Below are 20,199 nucleotides of genomic sequence, written 5' to 3'. Positions count from 1 at the left end.
CGAAAGATGATAAAACGGCGCCTTCGGGCGCCGTTTTTGTTTTTGGGAGCAATTCTTCTCGGGAGGGCGAAGTCATGCAGATCGACGGGCAATGCCATTGCGGGCAGATCACCTACGAGGCCGAGATCGATCCGGAGGCCGTCTCTGTCTGCCATTGCCGGGACTGCCAGACGCTGACGGGATCGCCGTTCCGGGTGACGGCGGTCTGTTCGGCGACCGATGTCAGGCTCACCGGCGGCACGCCAAAGGTCTACGGCAAACGCGGCGACAACGGCCGCATGCGTTTCCAGCACTTTTGCAGCGACTGCGGTTCCCCGCTGTTCACAAGCGGCGAGGGCGACCAGGTCGACGATTGGGGCATCCGCTGGGGCAGCATCCGCCAGCGCGACGCGTTGCGGCCGAGCCGTCAGATCTGGTGCCAGTCGGCGGCGGTGTGGATCGACGCGGTGCCGGGGCTGCCGGGGCGCCCCAAGGACTGACGTCCAGGGATTGATGTTCCACACTTGCCCCGTTGGGGCGCCTGGGGCTAAAGAGGCGGCGAGGGGCGGTTAGCTCAGCTGGTTAGAGCATCTCGTTTACACCGAGAGGGTCCGCGGTTCGAATCCGTGACCGCCCACCAGCCTTCGCTCGCTTCGCGAGTTCCGGACGTGCAGCCGTTGTTCATCGTCAGTCCTCGAACAATCGGCCACCTTGCATCCACAGAGCTTTCTTGCTTGTTCGTCAGGAGGCATCTCGGCCGCGCCAGTATTGCCCTGATGGCCCTTCGCCATGGCTGCGCTTGGCTCCTTAACTCGGCCCGCAGTTCGTCAATTACAGACTTCTCGCAGGCCGCTCACGGTATTGTCCATGACCTTCTCCAGATGGCACCCCTTGCGAACAGGCCGGCACCCCGCATTGTTGCATGTCATTTGTCCTGTTGCCTGCGGCGGCGTCGGCGCGGTGTCGACTCGCTTTCGCTGCTCATCCCGCTTCCTGGCGTCCTCGCGCGTCGCAACCGGCTTCTTCTCCTGCACCTTCTCGCATTCATTGTCGTCATTGACGCGGTAACCCGCACGGCAGGTGATCTTCACGCATGCATCGCCGTCAGCCTTGGAGCCGTGATCGCAAACCATGGGGCAGACGCGGCCCGGCTTGGCCTTGATCGCATCGAGTGCATCGAAGCTCGCGAGCCTGGTGTCGAACTTGGTTCCGGCGTACTTGTTGAACAGCGTCAGCGAGCGTTGTGACGACGTGTTCCAGTCGCCGTCCGCCGAAGCTGTTAGGCAGCCGACGCGGCGGAGTTCCGACTGCACCAGCTTGGTCGTTTCCTGCGGCGACATCGTCGGCGGACTCGAAGAGGGCGCCACCGCCGCGACCTTTTGCTCCGCAGTGGCGGCGGCCTGCTTCTCGGCGGCCTGCTTCGCGGCCGCCTCGGCCGCGGCCTTGTCGCTGGCGAACTTCTCGGTCAGCGCCTTCTCCGCGGCGAGCTTGTTGGCGAGTGCCTTTGCCGCTGCGGCCTCGGCCTCCTTCCTTCGCTGCTCGGCTGCGGCCGCCCTGGCTTCCTCGATCTGCTTGGCCTTCTCGGCAGCAAGACGCTTCTCCTCCGCCGCCTTGGCTGTGGCCGCCGCCTTCTCCTGCTCGACCTTGTCGGCGCGCTCGGCTGCGAGCCGGGCCTTTGCTTCTTCAGCCTGGCGTTCTTGGCTGCTGCGGCGCGCGCCTCTTCGGCGGCAACGTTCTTCAGCTGCGCACGGGCGAGGCCGGCATAGAACCCGTCGGGATAGGCCTGGAGGAAGGCTTCCCACGCGTCCCGATTTCCCGCCTGCAGCGCCAGCTCATAATCCCGGCGGATCGCGTCCTGAGGACTGGCCTGCGGCCCGGCGGCGACGGGCTTGGCCGGCACGAGCGACACGTCATCGCCGCCGAGGGAGCCGTAGACATAGGGCTCCTGCTTGTAGCCGGTGTTCTTGAGGACATCGTCGCGCACGAAGCCGAAGGCCTTGCGCAGATCGAGCCCCGGCGTCGGCAGCCGCTCGACAAGAGCCGCGGCAAACGGGCTGTTCTTGGAGTCGCCGTCCGAGGCCGTCGAGCCGGCCTTCGCGGCGAAAGCGATCATGGTGTTCGGGCTCGTGGGCTCGACCTTGGCAAGCCCCCGGCCAACGCCCCGCGCGGCGATCGTCCGCTTCATGGTCTTGGCGAAGGGATTGTCGCGACAGGCATCGAGAATGACGAGCCGGAGCTGCTTGGCCGGCTCGACGGCGAACAAGGCACGATCGAGCGGCAGCGTTTCGTCGAGGACATCGCTGTCCGTCTCGAGCGTGGCGTCCGTGGGGATCAGGTAGTTCGTTCCATCCAGTTCGATGCCGTGACCGGCGTAGTAGACCACGGCAACCTCGGCCTCGCGAGCCTTGCCGCCGAAATCGCGCAGCGCCCTGCGCATTTCGGCGGCATTGAGATCGAGCTTGATGTCGACCATGTCGAACCCGGCCTTCTTGAACATGCCGCCGACCAGGGTGGCATCGTTCACAGGGTTGGTCAGCCTGGGTGCGCTCTTGTAGGCGGAATTGCCGATCACCAGGGCGACGCGCTTTTCCGCGCGCGCCGACCCGCAGCCAATACCGATTGCAACAAACAAGAATAGAAAAAGCCGGAATGCGCCCATTGCAGCCCCAAATCGCAACTCGAGCAGACTATTCGCAGCATGGCATTAACGCAAAGCCCCCTTTGTGATTGACGTCACACACTTCAGAGCGCTGGGCGGGCCAATATAATTCGGTAATGGCGCAAGGAAGCTTGCAAGGGAGGGGTGGCCTATGTGGGCGCTGTTAAACTTTATTTATCGGCAATTCTGCCGATCTTGCTTGCTCGAAGCGCGACGGGCCGACCGTAACCGCCTCGGACGCGGCTGGTTAGTAAATACTGTTTCATAGTTCCAGATCGCGGCGAGGGCGCCGGGGTCAACGCGGGCCAAGAAACTCGGTGGCTAGCCAAACACGCCGCAGTTTGTCGCTCGATTTGTGATCGAAATTGCAGAGGACGATTGCGTCCGACGCGGGCGTCGACCTGCAAATTTCGGCCGGGCACGCCAGCACGATCATCGTGAGACCGCCAACTGATCCCACAACGGCGCTCCGTCAGATGCCAGACTGTCTTGGATGTCGTCAGGCAGTCTTGGTGAACATCGTCAGCACACCGTCTGCGATGTTGATGGCAACGACCTGCGACGAGGTCAGGCCCTTCGCCTTGAGCGCGGATGCCACCTGGGGACTCGCGTCAATCGTTTTCCGAAGCGATTGAATATCGTCATCGCTTGTCTGTGCGATGATTTCATCCACCTTCGAGCGAACTGCTGGTTGCAGGTCCTTGACGTCGACAACCTGGATCTGGCGGATGACCGCGCTGGATTGAGCGGGCGACGTTTCTGCCCCGGGTTGCGACGATGTTCCTTGCGCCTGCACGAACGTCGGCGTCCCGAAGGAGAGGGCTGCGATAATGGCGGATGCCGTGAAGCTGCGCATGGTCATGCCTTTCCAAGGTAAGAAACCCGAAAAGCCTATCCACGAAATCTGGTTGACGTCTGATTCTTATGGGGCCATTCGGTGAAACCAATGCGGCCGCAATGCGAGCGCGTCCCGCCGGAAGCACGGCCAAGTTTACGAACTCGAACGAGGGGCCTGATGGAACAGCCAAGCGGACATGAAGAGAATGCCGACCAGATCGCCTATTGGAACGGCCCCAGCGGGCAGCGCTGGGCCGATCGCCATAAGGTGCAGGAGACGCTGCTCGGGCCGATCGCGGACGTCCTGATCGAACACGCCAAGCCGGAGCCGGGTGAGCGTGTCATCGACGTCGGCTGTGGCTCCGGCGCGACCACGGTCGCGTTCGCGAAGGCGGTGGCGCCGAGCGGATTTGCGCTCGGGCTCGACGTCTCCGATCCCATGTTGTCGCAGGCGCGTGCGCTGGCGCCGAAAGGCCTGCCGCTCGAGTTCGCGCTGGCGGATGCGACGGTCCATCCGTTCGAACCGGCGAGTTTTGATCTGCTGGCCTCGCGCTTCGGCGTCATGTTCTTTGCTGATCCGATCGCGTCCTTCACCAACCTTCGTCGCGCGCTGAAGCCGTCGGGACGGCTGGCGTTTGCTTGCTGGCGCGAGCCAAAGGAAAACCCCTGGATGATGGTGCCGCTGATGGCGGTCTACAAACACGTCCCGAAAATGCCGCCGGTCGGACCGGAGGAGCCGGGCCCGTTTGCCTTCGCCTCGGAAGAGCGCGTGACGCGCATCCTGAAAGGTTCAGGCTTCGTCGACGTGGCGATGGAGCCGCACAATCTCGCGATGGACATCGCGATCGGCGGCGGTCTCGATGCTGCGGTCGACGGCTCGCTCCAGATCGGCCCCGCCAGCCGCGCGCTACAGGGCCATCCGCCGGAGACCTATGAGGCCGCAAAAGCCTCGATCCGCGAGATGCTCGCGCCGTACCTGAAAGGGCAGTCGGTGGCGTTGCAGGGCGCGATCTGGATCGTGACGGCGAACGCGGCGTAGGCGTCCCTCACACCACATCATCCGGCGCCAGCGCGCAGCCGGTGTCGGGATGCGTCTCCACCTGAAGCGTGGTGTGGCCGATCCGGAACGACGCCTTCAGCATCTGCGCCGTCTCCATCAGGAACGCGTCGCCGGCGGTGCCCGCGGGCATGACCAGATGACAGGTCAGCGCTGTCTCGGTGGTCGAGATCGGCCAGACGTGGAGATCGTGGATCGCGGAGACGCCGGGACGCGCGAGCAAAAACGCCCTGATCGCGGCAAGGTCAGTGCCCTTTGGCGCCGCCGCCATCGACATGTCGATAGAGCCGCGGAGCAGGCTAGTCGTGCTCCAGAGGATGGTGACGCAGATGATGAGGCTGGTGACGGGATCGAGCCAGAGCCAGCCGGTCCAGATGATCAGCGCCGCCGAGACCACGACACCGAGCGAGACCGCAGCATCCGCCGCCATGTGCAGATAGGCGCCTTCGATGTTGATATCGTCCTTGCGTCCGCGCGCGAAGAGCAGGGCGGTGAAGCCGTTGACGAGGATGCCGATGCCGGCGACCACCATCACGGTGACGCCCGCGACCGGCTCCGGTTCGCGCAGCCGCAAGATCGCCTCCCAGCCGATCGCGCCCGTTGCGACCAGCAGGAACACTGCGTTCGCCAGTGCCGCCAGGATGGTGGAGGCGCGCAGGCCGTAGGTGAAGCGGCCGCTCGGCGCCCGCCTTGCCGCGATCGATGCACCCCAGGCCACGACCAGGCCGAGCACGTCGCTGAGGTTATGGCCAGCGTCCGCGAGCAGCGCGGTGGAGTTGCCGATATAGCCGTAGATCGCTTCCGCCACGACCAGCGCGGTGTTGAGCGAAATGCCGATCGCGAACGCCTTGCCGAAATTGGCGGGCGCATGGACATGCCCATGGCTGTGGTCGTGACCATGACCATGCGCGTCGCCGCCATGGTCATGATGACCCCGATGGTCGTGCCCGCCCAAATCTATCGCTCCCGGGAAGCTGCCAAATCAGGGCGCATTGTAGGCGTTTCGCTCGCTCCGTCACGACGGAACAGCATATACAGCGCCGGCAATACCAGCAGCGTCAGCACGGTCGAGGAGATGATCCCCCCGATGACGACGGTCGCAAGCGGCCGCTGCACCTCCGCGCCGGCCCCGGTGGCAAGCGCCATCGGCACGAAGCCGAGGGAGGCGACCAGCGCGGTCATCATGACGGGGCGCAGGCGGGTCAGCGCGCCCTCGCGCACCGCATCCGCAATGGGGCGTCCTTCGCTGCGCAGCCGTTCGATGAAGGCGATGATGACGAGGCCGTTGAGGACGGCCACGCCCGACAGCGCGATGAAGCCGACACCGGCGCTGATCGACAGCGGGATGCCGCGCAGCAACAGCGCCGCGACGCCGCCTGTCAGTGCCAGCGGCACGCCGCTGAAGACGAGCAGCGCGTCCGCCACCGATCCCATGCTCATGAACAGCAGCAGGAACACCAGCAGCAGCGCCACCGGCACCACGATCGTGAGCCGCTTGGTCGCGGAGACCAGTTGCTCGAACTGTCCACCCCAGCCGATCCAATAGCCCGGCGGTAGCTTGACCTTGTGCGCCACCGCTTCCTGGGCCTCGGTGACGAAGGAACGCAGGTCGCGTCCGCGGACGTTGGCCATCACCACCACCCGGCGCTTGCCGTTCTCGCGGCTGATCTGGTTGGGGCCGGGCGCGATCTCGATCGCCGCGACGGAGGACAAGGGGACGTAGCGCAGCGTTGTACTCGCGGTCCCCGGCCATGCGGTCTTGGTGACGGCCGCCGTGTCCTCGCCCGGCGGCAGCGGGATCGGCAGCGACTTGATCGCATCCGGGTTGGCGCGAAGGTTTTCTGGCAGGCGCACCACGATGTCGAAGCGGCGATCGCCCTCGAATAGTTTTCCGACCGGTTTTCCCCCGATCGCGATCTCGACGAGGTTTTGCACCTCGCCGATGCTTAGGCCGTAACGCGACAGCGCCTGGCGGTCGAGCTTCACCGTGAGGATCGGCAGGCCGGCGATCTGCTCCGTCTTGACATCAGCGGCGCCTTCGATGCCGCGAACGACGCCGTGGATCTGCTGGGCGATGCCCGCGAGCACGTCGAGATCGTCGCCGAAGATCTTGACGCCGACGTCACTGCGGATGCCCGCGATGAGCTCGTTGAACCGCATCTGGATCGGCTGGGTCATGCCATAGGCGGCGCCGGGCAGGGTGTTGGCCGCACGTTCGAGTTCGGCGACCACTTCATCCTTTGGCTTCGCAGGATCGGGCCATTCCTCGCGCGGCTTCAGCGTGACATAGGTGTCTGCCACGTTCGGCGGCATCGGGTCGTTGGCGATCTCGGCGGTGCCGACCTTGGAGAAGATGGTCGCCACCTCCAGAACCTGCTTGATCGCCTTCTCCAGCCGAAGCTGCATGTCGACGCTCTGGGTGAGGCTGGTGCCGGGAATCCGGATGGTCTCGATGGTGATGTCGCCTTCGTCGAGGCTCGGGATGAACTCGCCGCCCGTGCGCGTTGCGGCGAAGAGGCTTCCGGCGACGATCAGCACGGCGCCGAGCGCGACGCTGCCGCGGTAGCGGATGGCACGGTCGAGCAAGGGAACGTAGAGCCGCTTGGCGGCGCGCATGAAGATGTTCTCCGTCTCCGAGACCTTGCCGGTGACGAGGATCGCGATGGCGGCTGGAACGAACGTGATCGATAGCAGCGCTGCGCCCGCAAGCGCCATCAGCACGGTGAGCGCCATCGGCGTGAACATCTTGCCCTCGGTCCCCGTCAGCGTCAGGACCGGCAGGTAGACCACGGCAATGATGAGCGTGCCGAACAAGCTCGGCTTGATGACCTCGCTGGCGCCCTCGCGAATGGTCTGCATCCGCTCCTCCAGCGAGAGCAGGCGCCCGCGTCGGTGCTGTTCGGCGGCGAGCAGCCGCAGGCAGTTCTCGATGATGATCACCGCCCCGTCGACGATGATGCCGAAATCGATCGCCCCCAGGCTCATCAGATTGGCGCTGACCTTGGTCCCGACCATGCCGCTGATCGTGAACAGCATGGAGAGTGGAATGACACAGGCGGTGATCAGCGCGGCGCGGAAGTTGCCGAGGATCAGGAACAGCACCGCGATCACCAGCGCCGCGCCCTCGACCAGATTCTTCTCGACTGTCTGGATGGTCGCTTCCACCAGATGCGTGCGGTCGTAGACCGCGTGCGCAATCACGCCCTCGGGGAGCGATTTCGCGATATCCTTGAGCCTTGCGGCCACGCGCTGGGCCACGGTGCGGCTGTTCTCGCCGATCAGCAGCATGGCGGTGCCGAGCACGGTCTCCTTGCCGTTCGCCGACGCCGCGCCGGTGCGGAGGTCCTGGCCCTCCTGCACGTCGGCGACGTCGCGGACGCGCACCGGCACGCCGCCGCGCGTGCCGATCACGATGTCCTCGATTTCCTGGATATTGGCGACCTGGCCAGGGGCGCGGACGAGATATTGCTCGCCGTTGCGCTCGATATAGCCGGCTCCGACATTGGCGTTGTTGGCGGCAAGCGCCGTCATGATGTCGCGGAAGCCGAGCCGGTAGGCCATCAGCCGGTCGGGGATCGGCAGTACATGGAATTGCCGCTCGTAGCCGCCGATCGAGTTGACCTCGATCACGCCGGGAATGGTGCGGAGCTGCGGCTTGATGATCCAGTCCTGGATGGTCCGCAGTTCGGTCGGGGTGAAATCGGCGCCGGTCGCCGATTTCGCGCCGGGCTTGGCTTCGACGGAATAGACGTAGATCTCGCCGAGGCCGGTCGAGATCGGCCCCATCGCGACCTCGGTGCCGGCCGGCAACTGGTCGCGGGCTTGCTGGATGCGTTCGTTCACGAGCTGGCGCGCGAAATAGATGTCTGTGCCGTCCTGGAAGACGACGGTGACCTGGCTCAGGCCGTAGCGCGAGATCGAGCGCGTGTAGTCGAGCTTCGGCAAGCCTCCCATCGCAGTCTCGATCGGGAAGGTGATGCGCTGCTCGGCTTCGAGCGGCGACAGGCCGGGTGCGCGGGTGTTGATCTGGACCTGGACGTTGGTGACGTCGGGTACGGCGTCGATCGGCAGGCGTGCGAAATTCCAGGTACCGAAGGCGCCGGCTGCGAGCGCGAAGAGGACTACGAGCCATCGTTGACGAATGGACGCGGCGATGATGCGCTCAATCATGATCGGCGTCTCCCTTGCCCATCTCCGCCTTGACCACAAAACTGTTCTCGGCGACGTAGCGCTCGCCGGCCGAGAGTCCCGCGCGGACCTCCACGAATTTCGAGTCGGAGTCGCCGAGTTCGACCGGGCGCGCCTCGATTTTGTCGCCGTCCTCGCGGACGAACACGATCGTCCTGTTCTCCAGCGTCTGGATCGCGCTCTTGCGCACGGCAACGGCAACGTCGCGGGCGGCCAGGATCAGCCGCGCCGTGACGAACAGGCCGGGACGGAGCCGGCCATCCGGGTTGGGCAGCACCACGCGGGCGAGCGCGGTCTGGGTCTCGCTCGCGCCGATCGGGGCCATGTAGGAGATCGCGCCCTTGATCTCGCCGCGGCCGTCGTCCGGGTCGATCAGCACCTCGTCACTGATGCGGACCCGCCTGAGATCCTGGCGATAGATCGAGAGGTCGACCCAGATGCTCGAGAGATCGGCGACGACGAAGGCCGGCTTCTGTTCGGAGGCATATTCGCCGAGCGAAATCTGCCGCTCGATGATGGTGCCGCCGATCGGCGCCTTGAGCTCGTAGACGGTGAGGCTCTGGTTGCTTTCGATCGAGGCGAGCAGATCGTCCTTGCCCACCTTGTCGCCGATACGCTTCAGGATCGATTTGGCGACGCCCGGAAAGCGCGGTGTCACCTGCACCACGGCTTCCTGGTTGGCGCGCAAGATGCCGTTGAAGGCGAGCGTGTCGGTCAGCGTGGCGCTCGCGGCCTCCGCCAGCGTCACGCCCGCGGCGGCAAGCTTGACGTCGGAGATGCGGATGCGATCGGCGCCGTGCTCGTCCTGCTCGACGTGATCGTTCGGCTTCTCCGGCTTCTTGTCCGCGGCATGTTCGGATGGCGCAACGCGGGCCGGCGCCAACATCGCGTAGCCGTAGGCGCCGAGCGCGGCCGCGACGATCGCCACGAGGATGGTGGAGGAGGTCTTCATCTTGCGCCCTCCCGGGCGAGCGAGAACGGATTGCCGACGAGGCCTTCGATGGTTGCGACGCCCGCGTGGAAATTCTGCAGCGCCTCCTGCTCGCGCAGGCGGGCTTGCGCGACGCTTGCCTGGGCATCGAGCACTTCGAGCAGCGTGAAGCGGCCCTGGCCGTAGCCCTGCGAGATCGCCGCGGCCGCCTCCTGTGCCTTCGGGATCGCGGTCTCGCGCAGCACGGCGAGCTCGCGCAGCGAGCCCTGGAGCGAGTCGTAGGCGCGGCCGGCGACCACGACCAGCGTGTTGCGGTTGGCCTCGCGCTCGGCCGTCGTCTTGGCGAGGCTCTCCTGCGCCGAGAGGATGTTGCCCTGGTTCTGGTCGAACACGGGAATCGGGACCGAGACGGTAAGGCGCACCGCGTCGTCATTGGTCTCGTTGAAATGGCGCCAGCCGGCCGCGATCCGCACGTCCGGATAGGGCCTGAGCCGCGCCAGCAACAGCTCGGCGTTGCGCTGGGCATAAACGGCGGTCCAGCGCACAAGTTGCGGATTGGCGTCGATGGCGGCGACCACTGACTGGAATGAGGGCGGCCGGCCGGTGTCGAGCCGGCCGGAGACGTCGGAGAATTTTGGCGCGGGATCCCCCATCAGCACCGCAAGCTCGCGCCGCGCGCTGGCGAGCGTGGCCTTGAAGCGCTCGCGATCCGCTTTCACCAGGGCGGATGCGACCTCGGCGCGGCCGGTTTCGGCCGGCGAGGACGCGCCGGCCTCGACGCGGCGGCGCAGCAGCGGCGTCAGCCGGTCGATCGCGGTAATCTGCTCGTCGAGGATCTGGATGCGCCGCTGCGCGCCGAGCACGCTGAGGAAGGCGATCGCGGTCTCCGACAGCACCTCGAGCCCGATCGCCTTGCGCTGAATCGCCGCGACCGCGACTCCGGCGACGCCGGCGGCGATCCGCGCGTCGCGCTTGCCGAACAGCTCAAAAGCCTGGCTGATCTGGAGCGTGGTTTCGGCCGATTTGGTGCCGCGATAGATGCCGGACCCCAACGAGTTGTCCTGTTCATAGGACAGCTCCGGATTGAGGAGCGCGCCTGCCTGGATGCGCTGGCCGGTGGCGATGCCGAGATCGCGCTCGGCCGCCGTCAGACGCGGGCTCGTGGCCAGCGCCCGCGACAGCGCACTCCGCATCGTCAAAGTCTGGGCGTGCGACGGTGCAAGCGCCGGCCCGGCGATCAGATACGCCGCCGTGCACGCCAGGCGCGCGGCCATTCCCCTGCAAAACATGAAATCGACCTGTGAAGGATGAACCTAATGGGCGCGAGCGCCCGACCAATCCGTTCAGGCAATATGTTTGGGAGGCGGGGAGTCGGTATCGGGGACGATGCCCGCGAGGGACGTTTCGGGCTGCGGGATTGAAGCAGACACAAGCTCGATTGATGCAGCCGATGGGGTCGGCTGCGCCACCGTCACCGAGAAGCAGCCATGGCAATGATGACCGCCCAGCGCCTTGTGGTCGGTGTGGCCGGAGCTATCGAGCACCGCGGCGATCTCCGATCCGCCGGCGGGCGAGGTGACGTCGATGTCGTGCAGGCCATGCAGCGCGCCTGCAAGCAGATAGACCGCCGCGATCAGCACAGCCAGCAGCCCGCGCCAATTGCGCGGGCGACAAAATCCTAAAGGCTGGCGGGTTGCGAGCACGATGTTATTCTCGTTGCGGTCTTCGTCCGGCCTAGCATGCCACCGGGAACGGTGTCGACCCGCAACAGTATTACGTGTGAGGAACTCGGTGTCGCGGGGCAGACCGGACACCGTGATTGTCCGGGACGCTCGATCGCCTTATCTTGTCGGGCATGGCCGATGCATGCTGCTCACCCCCGCCGCTCAATCTCGATCGCCACCGCGACAACAAGGCATATCGCCGCGTGTTGTGGGCGGTGCTTGCCATCAACGCCGTCATGTTCCTGGCCGAAATCGGAGCCGGCCTTGCCGCCGGATCGGCGTCGCTCCAGGCGGACGCGCTCGATTTCCTGGGAGATGCGGCGAACTACGCCATCAGCCTTCTGGTGGTTGGTATGGCGCTGCGCTATCGCGCGGCCGCGGCGCTCGCCAAGGGGCTGACGATGGGCGCCTTCGGCCTCTGGGTAGTCGGCATGGTGGTCTGGCACGCCGCCCATGGCACGCTGCCGAGCGCGTTCACCATGGGTGCGGTTGGTGTCGCGGCGCTTGCCGCGAACGCAGCCTCATTCGGGTTGTTGTGGGCCTATCGCAAGGGCGACGCCAACATGCGCTCCGCCTGGATCTGCACTCGCAATGATGTGCTCGGCAACATCGCCGTGTTGCTGGCCGCCCTCGGCGTATTTGGGACCGGTACGGGTTGGCCCGACGTGATTGTCGCCGCCATCATGGCAGGGCTGGCGCTCCAGGGCGCGGTTGTGGTGGTGCAGCACTCCCGGATGGAGCTGAAGCTTCGCCCGGCCTGACGCAAGAGCGCGAGCTCACCGAGCCGGCAGGCCTCATGCCGCGGGCTTCGCAATGCGCTTGGCCTCAATGATGCGGTCATCCCGCGCCGGCGACGTTTGTTCATTGTCGCGGCCCGATGGCAGGCTGACGCCCTTCACCAGTCCGAAGATCGCAGGGATCACGATCAGCGTCAGCAACGTCGAGGAGATCATGCCGCCGATCATGGGCACCGCGATCCGTTGCATGATCTCCGAGCCCGTGCCGGTGCTCCACATGATCGGCAATAGGCCGGCCATGATCGCGACCACCGTCATCATCTTCGGACGAACCCGCTCGACGGCGCCTTCCATGATCGCCGCGTAGAGATCCTTGCGGGTCAGGACGCGGTCGGCGAGGGCGCAGCTCGCCTTGGTCTCTGCGAGCGCGTAGTTGAGATAAATCAGCATTACCACGCCGGTTTCGGCGGCGACACCCGCAAGCGCGATGAAGCCGACAGCGACCGCGACCGACAGGTTGAAGCCGAGCCACCACATCAGCCAGAGGCCGCCGACGAGGGCGAAGGGCAGCGAGAGCATGACGATCATGGTCTCGGTGACCGAGCGGAAGTTGAGGTAGAGCAGGAGAAAGATGATCAGCAACGTCACCGGCACGACAATCTTGAGCCGTGCGGTGGCACGTTCGAGATATTCGTATTGTCCGCTCCAGATCACATAATAGCCCGACGGGAACTGAATGCGCGCCTGCACCGCGCGCTGAGCATCGGCGACATAGCCGCCGAGATCGCGTTCGCGGATGTCGACATAGATGTAGGCCGCAAGCTGCCCGTTCTCGGTCCGGATCGATGTTGGCCCGCGCGCCGGCGTGACGCTTGCGACTTCGCCGAGGGGAACCGCGCCGCCGGCCGGCATCGGTACCAGGAGATCGCTGGCGATCGCCTTCGGATTGTCGCGCAAGTCGCGCGGATAGCGCATGTTGACCGTGAAGCGCTGGCGGCCTTCCACCGTCGTGGTCACGGTCTGGCCGCCGAGTGCGGTCGCGATCGTGTCCTGAACGTCTTGCACCATGATGCCATAGCGCGACAGCGCCTCGCGGTTCGGCGTGATTTCGAGGTAATAGCCGCCGAGGCCGCGTTCGGCATAGGCCGAGGAGGTGCCGGGGACTGCCTTCAGAACCTGCTCGATCTGCCTGGCAAGCTTGTCGATCCCGGCGAGGTCGGTACCGATGACCTTGACGCCAACAGGCGTGCGGATGCCGGTCGAGAGCATGTCGATGCGTGCCTTGATCGGCATGGTCCAGGCGTTGGAGACGCCGGGAAACTGGAGCGCCTTGTCGAGCTCGGCGATCAGGTTGTCGACGGTCACGCCTGAGCGCCACTGCTCCTTCGGTTTCAGATTGACGATGGTCTCGAACATCTCCGACGGCGCGGGATCGGTTGCGGTTGCCGCGCGGCCGGCCTTGCCATAGACCGAGGCGACCTCGGGGAAGGAGCGGATGATGCGGTCCTGGGTCTGCATCAACTCGGCCGCCTTGGTCACGGAAATGCCGGGTAGCGTGGTCGGCATGTAGAGCAGGGTGCCTTCGTCGAGGTTCGGCATGAACTCGGTGCCGAGCCGGCCGGCCGGCCAGACCGAAACGGCGAGCACGCAGAGCGCGAGCAGGACCACCAGGATTTTGGCGCGCAGCACGCCAGCGATCACCGGGCGATAAATCCAGATCAGGAGGCGGTTGATCGGATTCCTGTGCTCCGGAACGATCCTGCCGCGGACGAAGATGACCATCAGGGCCGGCACCAGCGTGACCGACAACAGCGCAGCCGCCGCCATCGCAAAGGTCTTGGTGAAGGCGAGCGGGCTGAACAGCCGGCCCTCCTGCGATTCCAGCGTGAAGATCGGCATGAACGACACGGTGATGATCAGAAGGCTGAAGAATAGCGCAGGGCCGACCTCGGTAGCAGCGTTGACCAGGATTGCTACCCGCGAACGGCCGGGCTCGGCACGTTCGAGATGCTTGTGCGCGTTCTCGATCATGACGATCGCGGCGTCGATCATGGCGCCGATCGCGATCGCGATACCGCCGAGGCTCATGATGTTGGAGCCGATCCCGAGCAGCTTCATCGCGCCGAACGCCATCAGCACGCCGACGGGAAGCATCAGGATCGCGACGAGCGCGCTGCGCACGTGCAGCAGGAACACGATGCAGACGAGTGCGACGACGATGCTCTCCTCGACCAGCGTGTGCCTCAGCGTTTCGATGGCCGCGTAGATGAGGTTCGAGCGGTCGTAAACCGGAACGATCTCAACCGATTTCGGCAGGCTGGTCGCGATCTCCCTGAAGCGCTTCTTGACGTTCTCGATCACGTCAAGCGCGTTCATGCCGAAACGCTGAAGCACGATGCCGCTTGCGACCTCGCCCTCGCCATTGAACTCGGCGATGCCGCGCCGCTCGTCGGGACCTAGCTCAACGCGGGCGACGTCGCTCAGCTTGACCGGGGTTCCATTGTCGGTCTTCAGCACGATGTTGCCGAGATCGTCGATGCTTCTGAGATAGCCCTTGCCGCGGATGACATACTCGAATTCGGAGAGCTCGACAGTGCGGCCGCCGACGTCGGCATTGCTGGCGCGGATCGCTTCGCGCATCTTCTGCATGGTGATGCCGAGATCGCGCATGCGCTGCGGGTCGAGGATGACGTTGTACTGCTTGACGAAGCCGCCGACGCTTGCGACCTCCGCCACGCCTTCCGCTCTGGCGAGTGCGAATTTCAGGTTCCAGTCTTGGATTGTCCTGGTTTCCGCGAGGTTCAACTCCTTGGACATCACGGCGTATTGGTAGACCCAGCCGACGCCGGTGGCGTCGGGGCCGATCGTCGGCGCGACGCCGGCGGGCAGCCTCGACGAAGCTCCGTTGAGGAATTCGAGCACGCGCGAGCGCGCCCAGTAGATGTCCGTGCCGTCCTCGAAGATGACATAGACGAAGGACACGCCGAAGAAGGAGAAGCCGCGCACCACCTTCGACTTCGGCACCGTCAGCATCGCGGTGGTGAGGGGGTAGGTGACCTGGTCCTCGATCACCTGGGGCGCCTGGCCGGGATACTCGGTGTAGACGATGACCTGAGTGTCGGAGAGATCGGGAATGGCATCCAGCGGCAAGTGGAGCAATGCATAGAAGCCGGCAGCGGCGGCGAAGCCGGTGCCGAACAGCACCAGCAGCAGGTTGCGCGCCGACCATGCGATGACGCGCGCGATCATGGCTTCGCTCCCATCGTCTTGTCGCCGGAGCCGGCGTCTTGCGTGTTGCCGGCTTCGGCAAACCCCTTGAGTGCCGCCTTCAAGTTGCTCTCGGCGTCGATCAGGAAGTTGGCTGACGTGACGACCGCATCGCTCTCGGCAAGGCCGTCGCGGATCTCGACATAGCCGTCGCCGCGTCGCCCGAGCTTGACCTCGCGCGGCTCGAAGCGACCCTGTCCCTTGTCGACCAGCACAGCCTGCCGGCTGCCGGTATCGAGCACCGCGCTCTCGGCCACCGAGAGCACCGGCGTTGGAGTGCCTGTGTCGATTTCGGCGTCGACATACATGTCCGGGAGCAAAGCGAGATCGGGATTCGCCAGCTCGATCCGCACCCGCGCGGTGCGCGTCTCCTTGTTCAGCTGCGGATAGATCACGCTGATCAGGCCATTGAACTTGCGCCCGGGATAGCTGCGCGCCCGCACGGAAACGGGCAGGCCGACGGCGATGCTGCCGAGATCGCGTTCGGCGACGTCGACCATCGCCCAGACCAGCGAGATGTCGGCGATACGAAACAGCACGTCGCCTGGCTGGGCACGCATTCCTTCGATCGCGTTGCGCTGGAGCACGATGCCGTCGCGCGGCGCGGACCATTGAATCGTTACCGGAACAGACCGACTCTTGTCCATTTCGGCGATGACCGGCTCGGGCACGTCCAGGTTTACCAGCCGTTGCCGCGAGCCCCGTCCGTAAGGCCCGGCGCCGCCGGTTACGGGCGAACTGATCGTCGCAATATATTCAGCCGCGGCCGAGGACACAGCCGGGCTGTAGATCTCCATCAGGGATTGCCCCTTGGCGACGCGCGATCCCGTTGTGACGTCGGCCACCTTTTGCAGATAGCTCTCGGCACGCATGGCGATCACCGAGATGCGGCGCTCGTCCAGCTGGATCGTGCCTGGTGTGCGCACCGTCGTCCTGATCCTGCGCAGGGCGGCTGGCTCGGATTTGACGCCCGTTCGCTGAATCCTGCCCGGCGATAGCTTCACGCTACCGTCGTCGCTGTCATCGCCGTCGTAGACGGGAATGTAGTCCATCCCCATCGAGTCCTTCTTCGGCACCGGCGAGGTGTCCGGCAAGCCCATCGGGTTACGGTAATATTTGATCTTGCGATCGGCCCTGGTCTCGGTCGCATTCATCCCTGGCGGCGAGCCCGGCTCATCGAAACTGATATCGGCGCCCGCGGGCACGGCGCGATAGTCTCGGCCGTCCGGCGTTTTCTTCGGCGTCGACGAATAGAGCGGCTTGCCGTCCGGGTCCTGATAGTAGATCGGGGCATTTGTATCCGCTGCGTTCGCGGCTGATACAAATTGGCCGACGTCGGGCTGTTGCCGCACGACGCCGGCGGCGAATAGCGCGACACCTGCCGCTGCGATTATCGCAGCGGCAGTGCCTATGAGGTTGGCGCGAGTCATTTCTCGGCCGTGACGACGAGCTTGTTCTCGACCGTGCCGGTCTCGCCCTGCACCTTAGCGCCGAGCGAGAGTTGCCAGCGTCCAGCCATGCCGAAGCTCGCCTTGAACCGATAGGTTCCAGGCTCCGTGCCCGGCATCGCGGTAACCTTGGTAACCATCTCCTGCATGCCGTCCGGGGCCATGTCGAGCCGGGAGGCGAATATGACGGCGTCCGGTACTGCCTTGCCGGTCTTCTTGTTGATCAGCCGCACCGTCACGACCTTGTCGGCCCCGGCCTGCACGGTCGGTTCGACGAGCTGAAATTCGTAGTCCTTGATGCCAGCGAAGGCGAGTTTTGGCGCTGCCGTAATCGAAATGCCAATCAGCGCGGCGGCGAGCGCGCGCGCAGCAGGGGAAGTCTTCATGATGTCTGTTCCTCGAAATGTCTGTAGGGCCGCCGAAGCGGCATGCGGCGACGCGCGACAGACGCGCGTCAACGTTCCGGCGCCACAGCGCCGGTCAGACGATCAATCGAGGGGGGTGATCCGGAGGGGGCCGGGCGAAGCCGTCGGCAATGATGTCATCGAGCGGTTGAAGCAGTTCGATGACTGGCTGCCCGACAATTATCGGCGAGATCGATGGTCCGGCTTGTAACACCTTCAACATGCAAATTGCGACGAGAGGACAGTCCTGGCATTGCTTGCTGTTCTGCTCGTCCGGGCAGCACGACATGTCGTCCGGCATGTCTTGCGCGTCGGCCATCTGCATGTTGCCCGTCGTCCAATGGCCCGCCGCCGCGGGTGTAACCAGCGGCGCGACCGTCAGTCCCGCGGTCACAAGGACCGCAAGGACGAACTTAACGAAGCAGCGAGCGTTCATGGTGCGACACTCTCACGCGGGGGAGACGCTGGAAAGTCCTCCGGTTCACAAATGCGCGAGCTAGGCGCCCTGTGGTTAACTTGTCTCAAACGGGTCAACCAATGGCTTCCTTGCCAACAAAACGCATGAACGGCGTCCGACCGGCCGGTCCAAACAGCACGACGGTATATGGCTGGGGGTCCCCACCTTCCATTCCCGGCGACCCTATGGGCATGCCGGGCACAGCGAGCCCCGTAGCCTTCGGGCGTTCGGCCAGCAGCCGCTGCACCGCTGCTGCCGGGACGTGTCCCTCAAGGATGTAGCCGCTCACCTCTGCCGTATGGCACGCCGCCAGATCGGGTGGGACGCCCAGGCGCCTGCGCACGCTCGGGAGGTCAGAAGCATCCTCCGCTTCGACGGTGAGCCCCGCGTTTCGCAAGTGTTGTACCCAACCGGAGCAACAGCCGCAGTTCGGATCCTTGTGGACCTTGATCACCCGTTCAGCAGCAAGAGCGGCGCGTGTCACCACTCCGAGTGTTGCAACAGCGACCAATCCCAGAACGGATCGTCGCGCAAAGCGGTGTGCGTCCTTCTCGGCGCTTCCTGCATGGTCGCCTGGAATCATCCGACGTTTCTCCTGTTGCGGTGAACTTGAGCACGAGGGATCGCGGAGCCCTATGCTATTCCGCAATCCCTCGCCGTGGGACAAAGCGAATATCAGAACTAGCGCATGATCCGGAAAAGTGCGAAGCGGTTTTCCCTCGGGACAAACGCGGAACGCGTTTGCGCGGAGATCATGCTCAAACGATAACCTAAAACGCGATGATGATTCATCCTCATCTCATCGCGCTTTAGTGGGACTTGGGCCCTCCCTGATAGCGCGAGCCGGATGCGCCGACGGTCGGTGCTGTCGCGGGCTGCACACCGGATCCGCGATCATAGGCGAACGCGGAGTTCAAGTCGCGTGGCGAGATGGCTGCTCCGGATTGTGTGGCTTGCCTGGCCTCGTTCGGCCAGTAGCTCTTGTCGGAAATGGTCGAGCCCGCCTGGGCGCTGGCGGATAGCATCGCCAGAAGCGTGATTGCGAGAAGGCTTTTGGTCAACATGGTCCCGGCTCCATCATTTTGAGGAAACGCATTCAATGCGCTTCTCATGAGGAGTTCGGAGCCAGCCGTCCGGCGGTTACAGGCTCACGCCGACGTGAGATACATCATCTTTTCACTTACCAACGTAGCAGCCGCGGTCCCAACATCGCACCTGCGAGCGTGCACAGCACAATAGTGCCGCCGTACCAGAGCGCGATGAAAGGCAGCGAATCGTCGGTGCAATGAAGTGCATAGGCGACCGCGCTCACACCGCCTGCGACAAGCCCGCTGAACGCGCCTGTCCGAACCAGATTGGTCGGAGCTGCCTTTCGCACGGCCCAAATAACGGCGGCAAAGGGGACGATCGCAATGATCGGAATGGAAATGAGGCATTCGATCCATTCACCGCCCATCACCATCTTGTCCCAGTGCGACCTGGGCGCCTGTCCAAGGCTGCCGCCAGCAAGCAGCAGGATCGCCACAAACGGCAGCGCGGCCAGTCCCGAGGAAACCCTTCGCTCCCCTCCAGGACGTGCCAGCCGTGCCAAATACACAGATGCCGCGCCTAGGGTACCGGCCGCGAACGCGAACTTCAGGAACAGGAAAATCACGGCGCGAGGCGTGGCCAGGTCCGCGCGGACGCCAAGCGCAACGAACGTCACCCCGATCGCAACAGCCGTTCCAATCGCGAGCGCAATGCCTACGCTGCGGTCGACCAGCCGCCGGTTAACCGGTTCGACGCCCATGCTAAGTGCAGTGATCAGCTCGTCCGTCTTCATGTTTGCGTCCTCTGTGCGATCAATGCCGCCAACGCCTTCAATCCGCGATGAATATTGACCTTCACGCCAGACTCCGAAATACGGCAACGCCGTGCTGCTTCAGCTACGCTCAATCCGTCCAGTTTCACGGCCTCGATAGCGCATTGCATCTTTTCCGGAAGGTGCTTTAGCAGGCGCCTGAGATCAAAGCTGCTCTCAGCGCCGAGGTGATCGTCGTTCGCCGTGACGTCGTTGGCTTCATCGATCGGCACGTCGGCAAGGGATGTCCGGTTTCGGCGGAGGAAATCGATCAGCTTGTAGCGCGCGATCGCGTACACCCAGGGGGTCAATGGCTCCTCCGGATCGTAGGTGTGACGCTGGATGTGGATAGCCAACACGGCCTCCTGAACCAAATCCTCGGCTTCCGTTGCACCTCGGCCTATTTTCGCGAGCTTGCCCTTGTAATAGGCGCGCAAGTGGCGGCTCAACCGCTCCAACAGCACCCGATGCGCAGCCGCATCGCCGTCCTGGCTGGCAAGCATCAGTGCCTTTAGCTCTGTTTCCGGAGACGTCATACCCACTTGGCTTTAGTTCGGTCGTATTGCCGACTCGGTTACAGTCAGTTCGAAAGATTCTCATTTTCCTCCTCCGAGGGAAACGGTGCGAGAGGCCGATCGGAGTGGTCACGCAACGCGAGTTGGGATGGCTTC

Annotated in this window: 17 protein-coding genes, 1 tRNA gene and 1 pseudogene; 4 read left to right on the top strand and 15 right to left on the bottom strand. The window is 64.5% G+C overall.

Annotation, left to right across the window (positions count from 1 at the left end):
- The first annotated feature begins 74 nt into the window (after positions 1-74).
- Together IVB18_RS27980 and IVB18_RS27975 are read left to right on the top strand one after the other, a co-directional pair.
- Positions 75-479 (top strand): GFA family protein, encoded by a 405-nt coding sequence (locus IVB18_RS27980; RefSeq protein ID WP_247983637.1) that lies wholly within the window; start codon positions 75-77, stop codon positions 477-479.
- Between the two features lie 63 nt (positions 480-542).
- Positions 543-619: transfer RNA gene (locus tag IVB18_RS27975), tRNA-Val, on the top strand.
- A 187-nt stretch (positions 620-806) separates the two neighbouring features.
- On the opposite strand, the pseudogene IVB18_RS27970 reads toward IVB18_RS27975, so the two are convergent.
- Positions 807-2,638 (bottom strand): annotated as a pseudogene (locus IVB18_RS27970) (caspase family protein).
- 499 nt (positions 2,639-3,137) lie between these two features.
- Positions 3,138-3,500, bottom strand: a complete 363-nt coding sequence (locus tag IVB18_RS27965; RefSeq protein WP_247983636.1) for a hypothetical protein — start codon at positions 3,498-3,500, stop codon at positions 3,138-3,140.
- A 153-nt stretch (positions 3,501-3,653) separates the two neighbouring features.
- Here IVB18_RS27965 and IVB18_RS27960 point away from each other — a divergent pair, with 153 nt between their 5' ends.
- On the top strand, positions 3,654-4,514 hold the full coding sequence (locus IVB18_RS27960) for a methyltransferase domain-containing protein (protein WP_247983635.1): 861 nt from the start codon (positions 3,654-3,656) through the stop codon (positions 4,512-4,514).
- A 7-nt stretch (positions 4,515-4,521) separates the two neighbouring features.
- On the opposite strand, the gene IVB18_RS27955 is transcribed toward IVB18_RS27960, so the two are convergent.
- The 5 genes from IVB18_RS27955 to IVB18_RS27935 are packed head-to-tail and all read right to left on the bottom strand — an operon-like array spanning position 4,522 to position 11,354.
- Positions 4,522-5,487, bottom strand: coding sequence for a cation diffusion facilitator family transporter (locus IVB18_RS27955; RefSeq protein ID WP_247983634.1), 966 nt, complete (start codon positions 5,485-5,487; stop codon positions 4,522-4,524).
- Positions 5,488-5,489: 2 nt separating this feature from the next.
- The gene (locus IVB18_RS27950) at positions 5,490-8,702 is read right to left on the bottom strand and encodes a CusA/CzcA family heavy metal efflux RND transporter (RefSeq protein WP_247983633.1); all 3,213 of its coding nucleotides are present in this window, start codon (positions 8,700-8,702) and stop codon (positions 5,490-5,492) included.
- The gene (gene ihpB / locus IVB18_RS27945) at positions 8,695-9,672 is read right to left on the bottom strand and encodes a divalent metal ion exporter adaptor subunit IhpB (RefSeq protein ID WP_247983632.1); all 978 of its coding nucleotides are present in this window, start codon (positions 9,670-9,672) and stop codon (positions 8,695-8,697) included. The genes IVB18_RS27950 and ihpB overlap by 8 nt, the downstream gene beginning before the upstream one ends.
- Positions 9,669-10,940, bottom strand: coding sequence for a divalent metal ion exporter subunit IhpA (gene ihpA, locus IVB18_RS27940; RefSeq protein WP_247983631.1), 1,272 nt, complete (start codon positions 10,938-10,940; stop codon positions 9,669-9,671). Before ihpA ends, ihpB begins: the two co-directional genes overlap by 4 nt.
- Before the next feature lie 54 nt (positions 10,941-10,994).
- Entirely contained in the window at positions 10,995-11,354 is a 360-nt protein-coding gene (locus IVB18_RS27935; protein ID WP_247983630.1) for a hypothetical protein, read from the bottom strand.
- Positions 11,355-11,506: 152 nt separating this feature from the next.
- Between IVB18_RS27935 and IVB18_RS27930 the strand changes: the two genes are divergently transcribed.
- Positions 11,507-12,136 (top strand): cation transporter, encoded by a 630-nt coding sequence (locus IVB18_RS27930; RefSeq protein ID WP_247991750.1) that lies wholly within the window; start codon positions 11,507-11,509, stop codon positions 12,134-12,136.
- A gap of 33 nt (positions 12,137-12,169) precedes the next feature.
- On the opposite strand, the gene IVB18_RS27925 is transcribed toward IVB18_RS27930, so the two are convergent.
- From IVB18_RS27925 to IVB18_RS27890, 8 genes are all read right to left on the bottom strand, one after another.
- Entirely contained in the window at positions 12,170-15,361 is a 3,192-nt protein-coding gene (locus tag IVB18_RS27925; RefSeq protein WP_247983629.1) for a CusA/CzcA family heavy metal efflux RND transporter, read from the bottom strand.
- Entirely contained in the window at positions 15,358-16,809 is a 1,452-nt protein-coding gene (locus tag IVB18_RS27920) for an efflux RND transporter periplasmic adaptor subunit (protein ID WP_247983628.1), read from the bottom strand. Before IVB18_RS27920 ends, IVB18_RS27925 begins: the two co-directional genes overlap by 4 nt.
- A complete protein-coding gene (locus tag IVB18_RS27915) occupies positions 16,806-17,213 on the bottom strand; it encodes a FixH family protein (protein ID WP_247983627.1) in 408 nt (135 codons plus the stop codon). The genes IVB18_RS27920 and IVB18_RS27915 overlap by 4 nt, the downstream gene beginning before the upstream one ends.
- 94 nt (positions 17,214-17,307) lie before the next feature.
- Positions 17,308-17,667 carry a hypothetical protein gene (locus tag IVB18_RS27910; protein ID WP_247983626.1) on the bottom strand — a complete coding sequence of 120 codons (360 nt, stop codon included), beginning with the start codon at positions 17,665-17,667 and terminating at the stop codon, positions 17,308-17,310.
- Positions 17,668-17,761: 94 nt separating this feature from the next.
- Positions 17,762-18,271, bottom strand: a complete 510-nt coding sequence (locus IVB18_RS27905) for a DUF411 domain-containing protein (RefSeq protein WP_247983625.1) — start codon at positions 18,269-18,271, stop codon at positions 17,762-17,764.
- Positions 18,272-18,497: 226 nt separating this feature from the next.
- Entirely contained in the window at positions 18,498-18,752 is a 255-nt protein-coding gene (locus IVB18_RS27900; protein WP_247983624.1) for a hypothetical protein, read from the bottom strand.
- A 116-nt stretch (positions 18,753-18,868) separates the two neighbouring features.
- Complete coding sequence (locus IVB18_RS27895; RefSeq protein ID WP_247983623.1) at positions 18,869-19,510, bottom strand: DUF1109 domain-containing protein; 642 nt, start codon at positions 19,508-19,510, stop codon at positions 18,869-18,871.
- Positions 19,507-20,064: a sigma-70 family RNA polymerase sigma factor gene (locus IVB18_RS27890; protein ID WP_247983622.1), complete on the bottom strand. Its 558-nt coding sequence runs from the start codon at positions 20,062-20,064 to the stop codon at positions 19,507-19,509. The genes IVB18_RS27895 and IVB18_RS27890 overlap by 4 nt, the downstream gene beginning before the upstream one ends.
- Positions 20,065-20,199: the final 135 nt, after the last annotated feature.

It is taken from the genome of Bradyrhizobium sp. 186 (assembly GCF_023101685.1).
GTDB lineage: Bacteria > Pseudomonadota > Alphaproteobacteria > Rhizobiales > Xanthobacteraceae > Bradyrhizobium.
This window is presented reverse-complemented; position numbering and strand designations above follow the sequence as displayed.

Coding starts and splice junctions, on each gene's coding strand:
- IVB18_RS27910 (WP_247983626.1), bottom strand. CDS start 17,667: ATGAACGCTCGCTGCTTCGTTAAGTTCGTCCTTGCGGTCCTTGTGACC.
- IVB18_RS27980 (WP_247983637.1), top strand. CDS start 75: ATGCAGATCGACGGGCAATGCCATTGCGGGCAGATCACCTACGAGGCC.
- ihpA (WP_247983631.1), bottom strand. CDS start 10,940: ATGTTTTGCAGGGGAATGGCCGCGCGCCTGGCGTGCACGGCGGCGTAT.
- ihpB (WP_247983632.1), bottom strand. CDS start 9,672: ATGAAGACCTCCTCCACCATCCTCGTGGCGATCGTCGCGGCCGCGCTC.
- IVB18_RS27925 (WP_247983629.1), bottom strand. CDS start 15,361: ATGATCGCGCGCGTCATCGCATGGTCGGCGCGCAACCTGCTGCTGGTG.
- IVB18_RS27965 (WP_247983636.1), bottom strand. CDS start 3,500: ATGACCATGCGCAGCTTCACGGCATCCGCCATTATCGCAGCCCTCTCC.
- IVB18_RS27900 (WP_247983624.1), bottom strand. CDS start 18,752: ATGTTGACCAAAAGCCTTCTCGCAATCACGCTTCTGGCGATGCTATCC.
- IVB18_RS27890 (WP_247983622.1), bottom strand. CDS start 20,064: ATGACGTCTCCGGAAACAGAGCTAAAGGCACTGATGCTTGCCAGCCAG.
- IVB18_RS27930 (WP_247991750.1), top strand. CDS start 11,507: ATGGCCGATGCATGCTGCTCACCCCCGCCGCTCAATCTCGATCGCCAC.
- IVB18_RS27915 (WP_247983627.1), bottom strand. CDS start 17,213: ATGAAGACTTCCCCTGCTGCGCGCGCGCTCGCCGCCGCGCTGATTGGC.
- IVB18_RS27960 (WP_247983635.1), top strand. CDS start 3,654: ATGGAACAGCCAAGCGGACATGAAGAGAATGCCGACCAGATCGCCTAT.
- IVB18_RS27905 (WP_247983625.1), bottom strand. CDS start 18,271: ATGATTCCAGGCGACCATGCAGGAAGCGCCGAGAAGGACGCACACCGC.
- IVB18_RS27895 (WP_247983623.1), bottom strand. CDS start 19,510: ATGAAGACGGACGAGCTGATCACTGCACTTAGCATGGGCGTCGAACCG.
- IVB18_RS27950 (WP_247983633.1), bottom strand. CDS start 8,702: ATGATTGAGCGCATCATCGCCGCGTCCATTCGTCAACGATGGCTCGTA.
- IVB18_RS27920 (WP_247983628.1), bottom strand. CDS start 16,809: ATGACTCGCGCCAACCTCATAGGCACTGCCGCTGCGATAATCGCAGCG.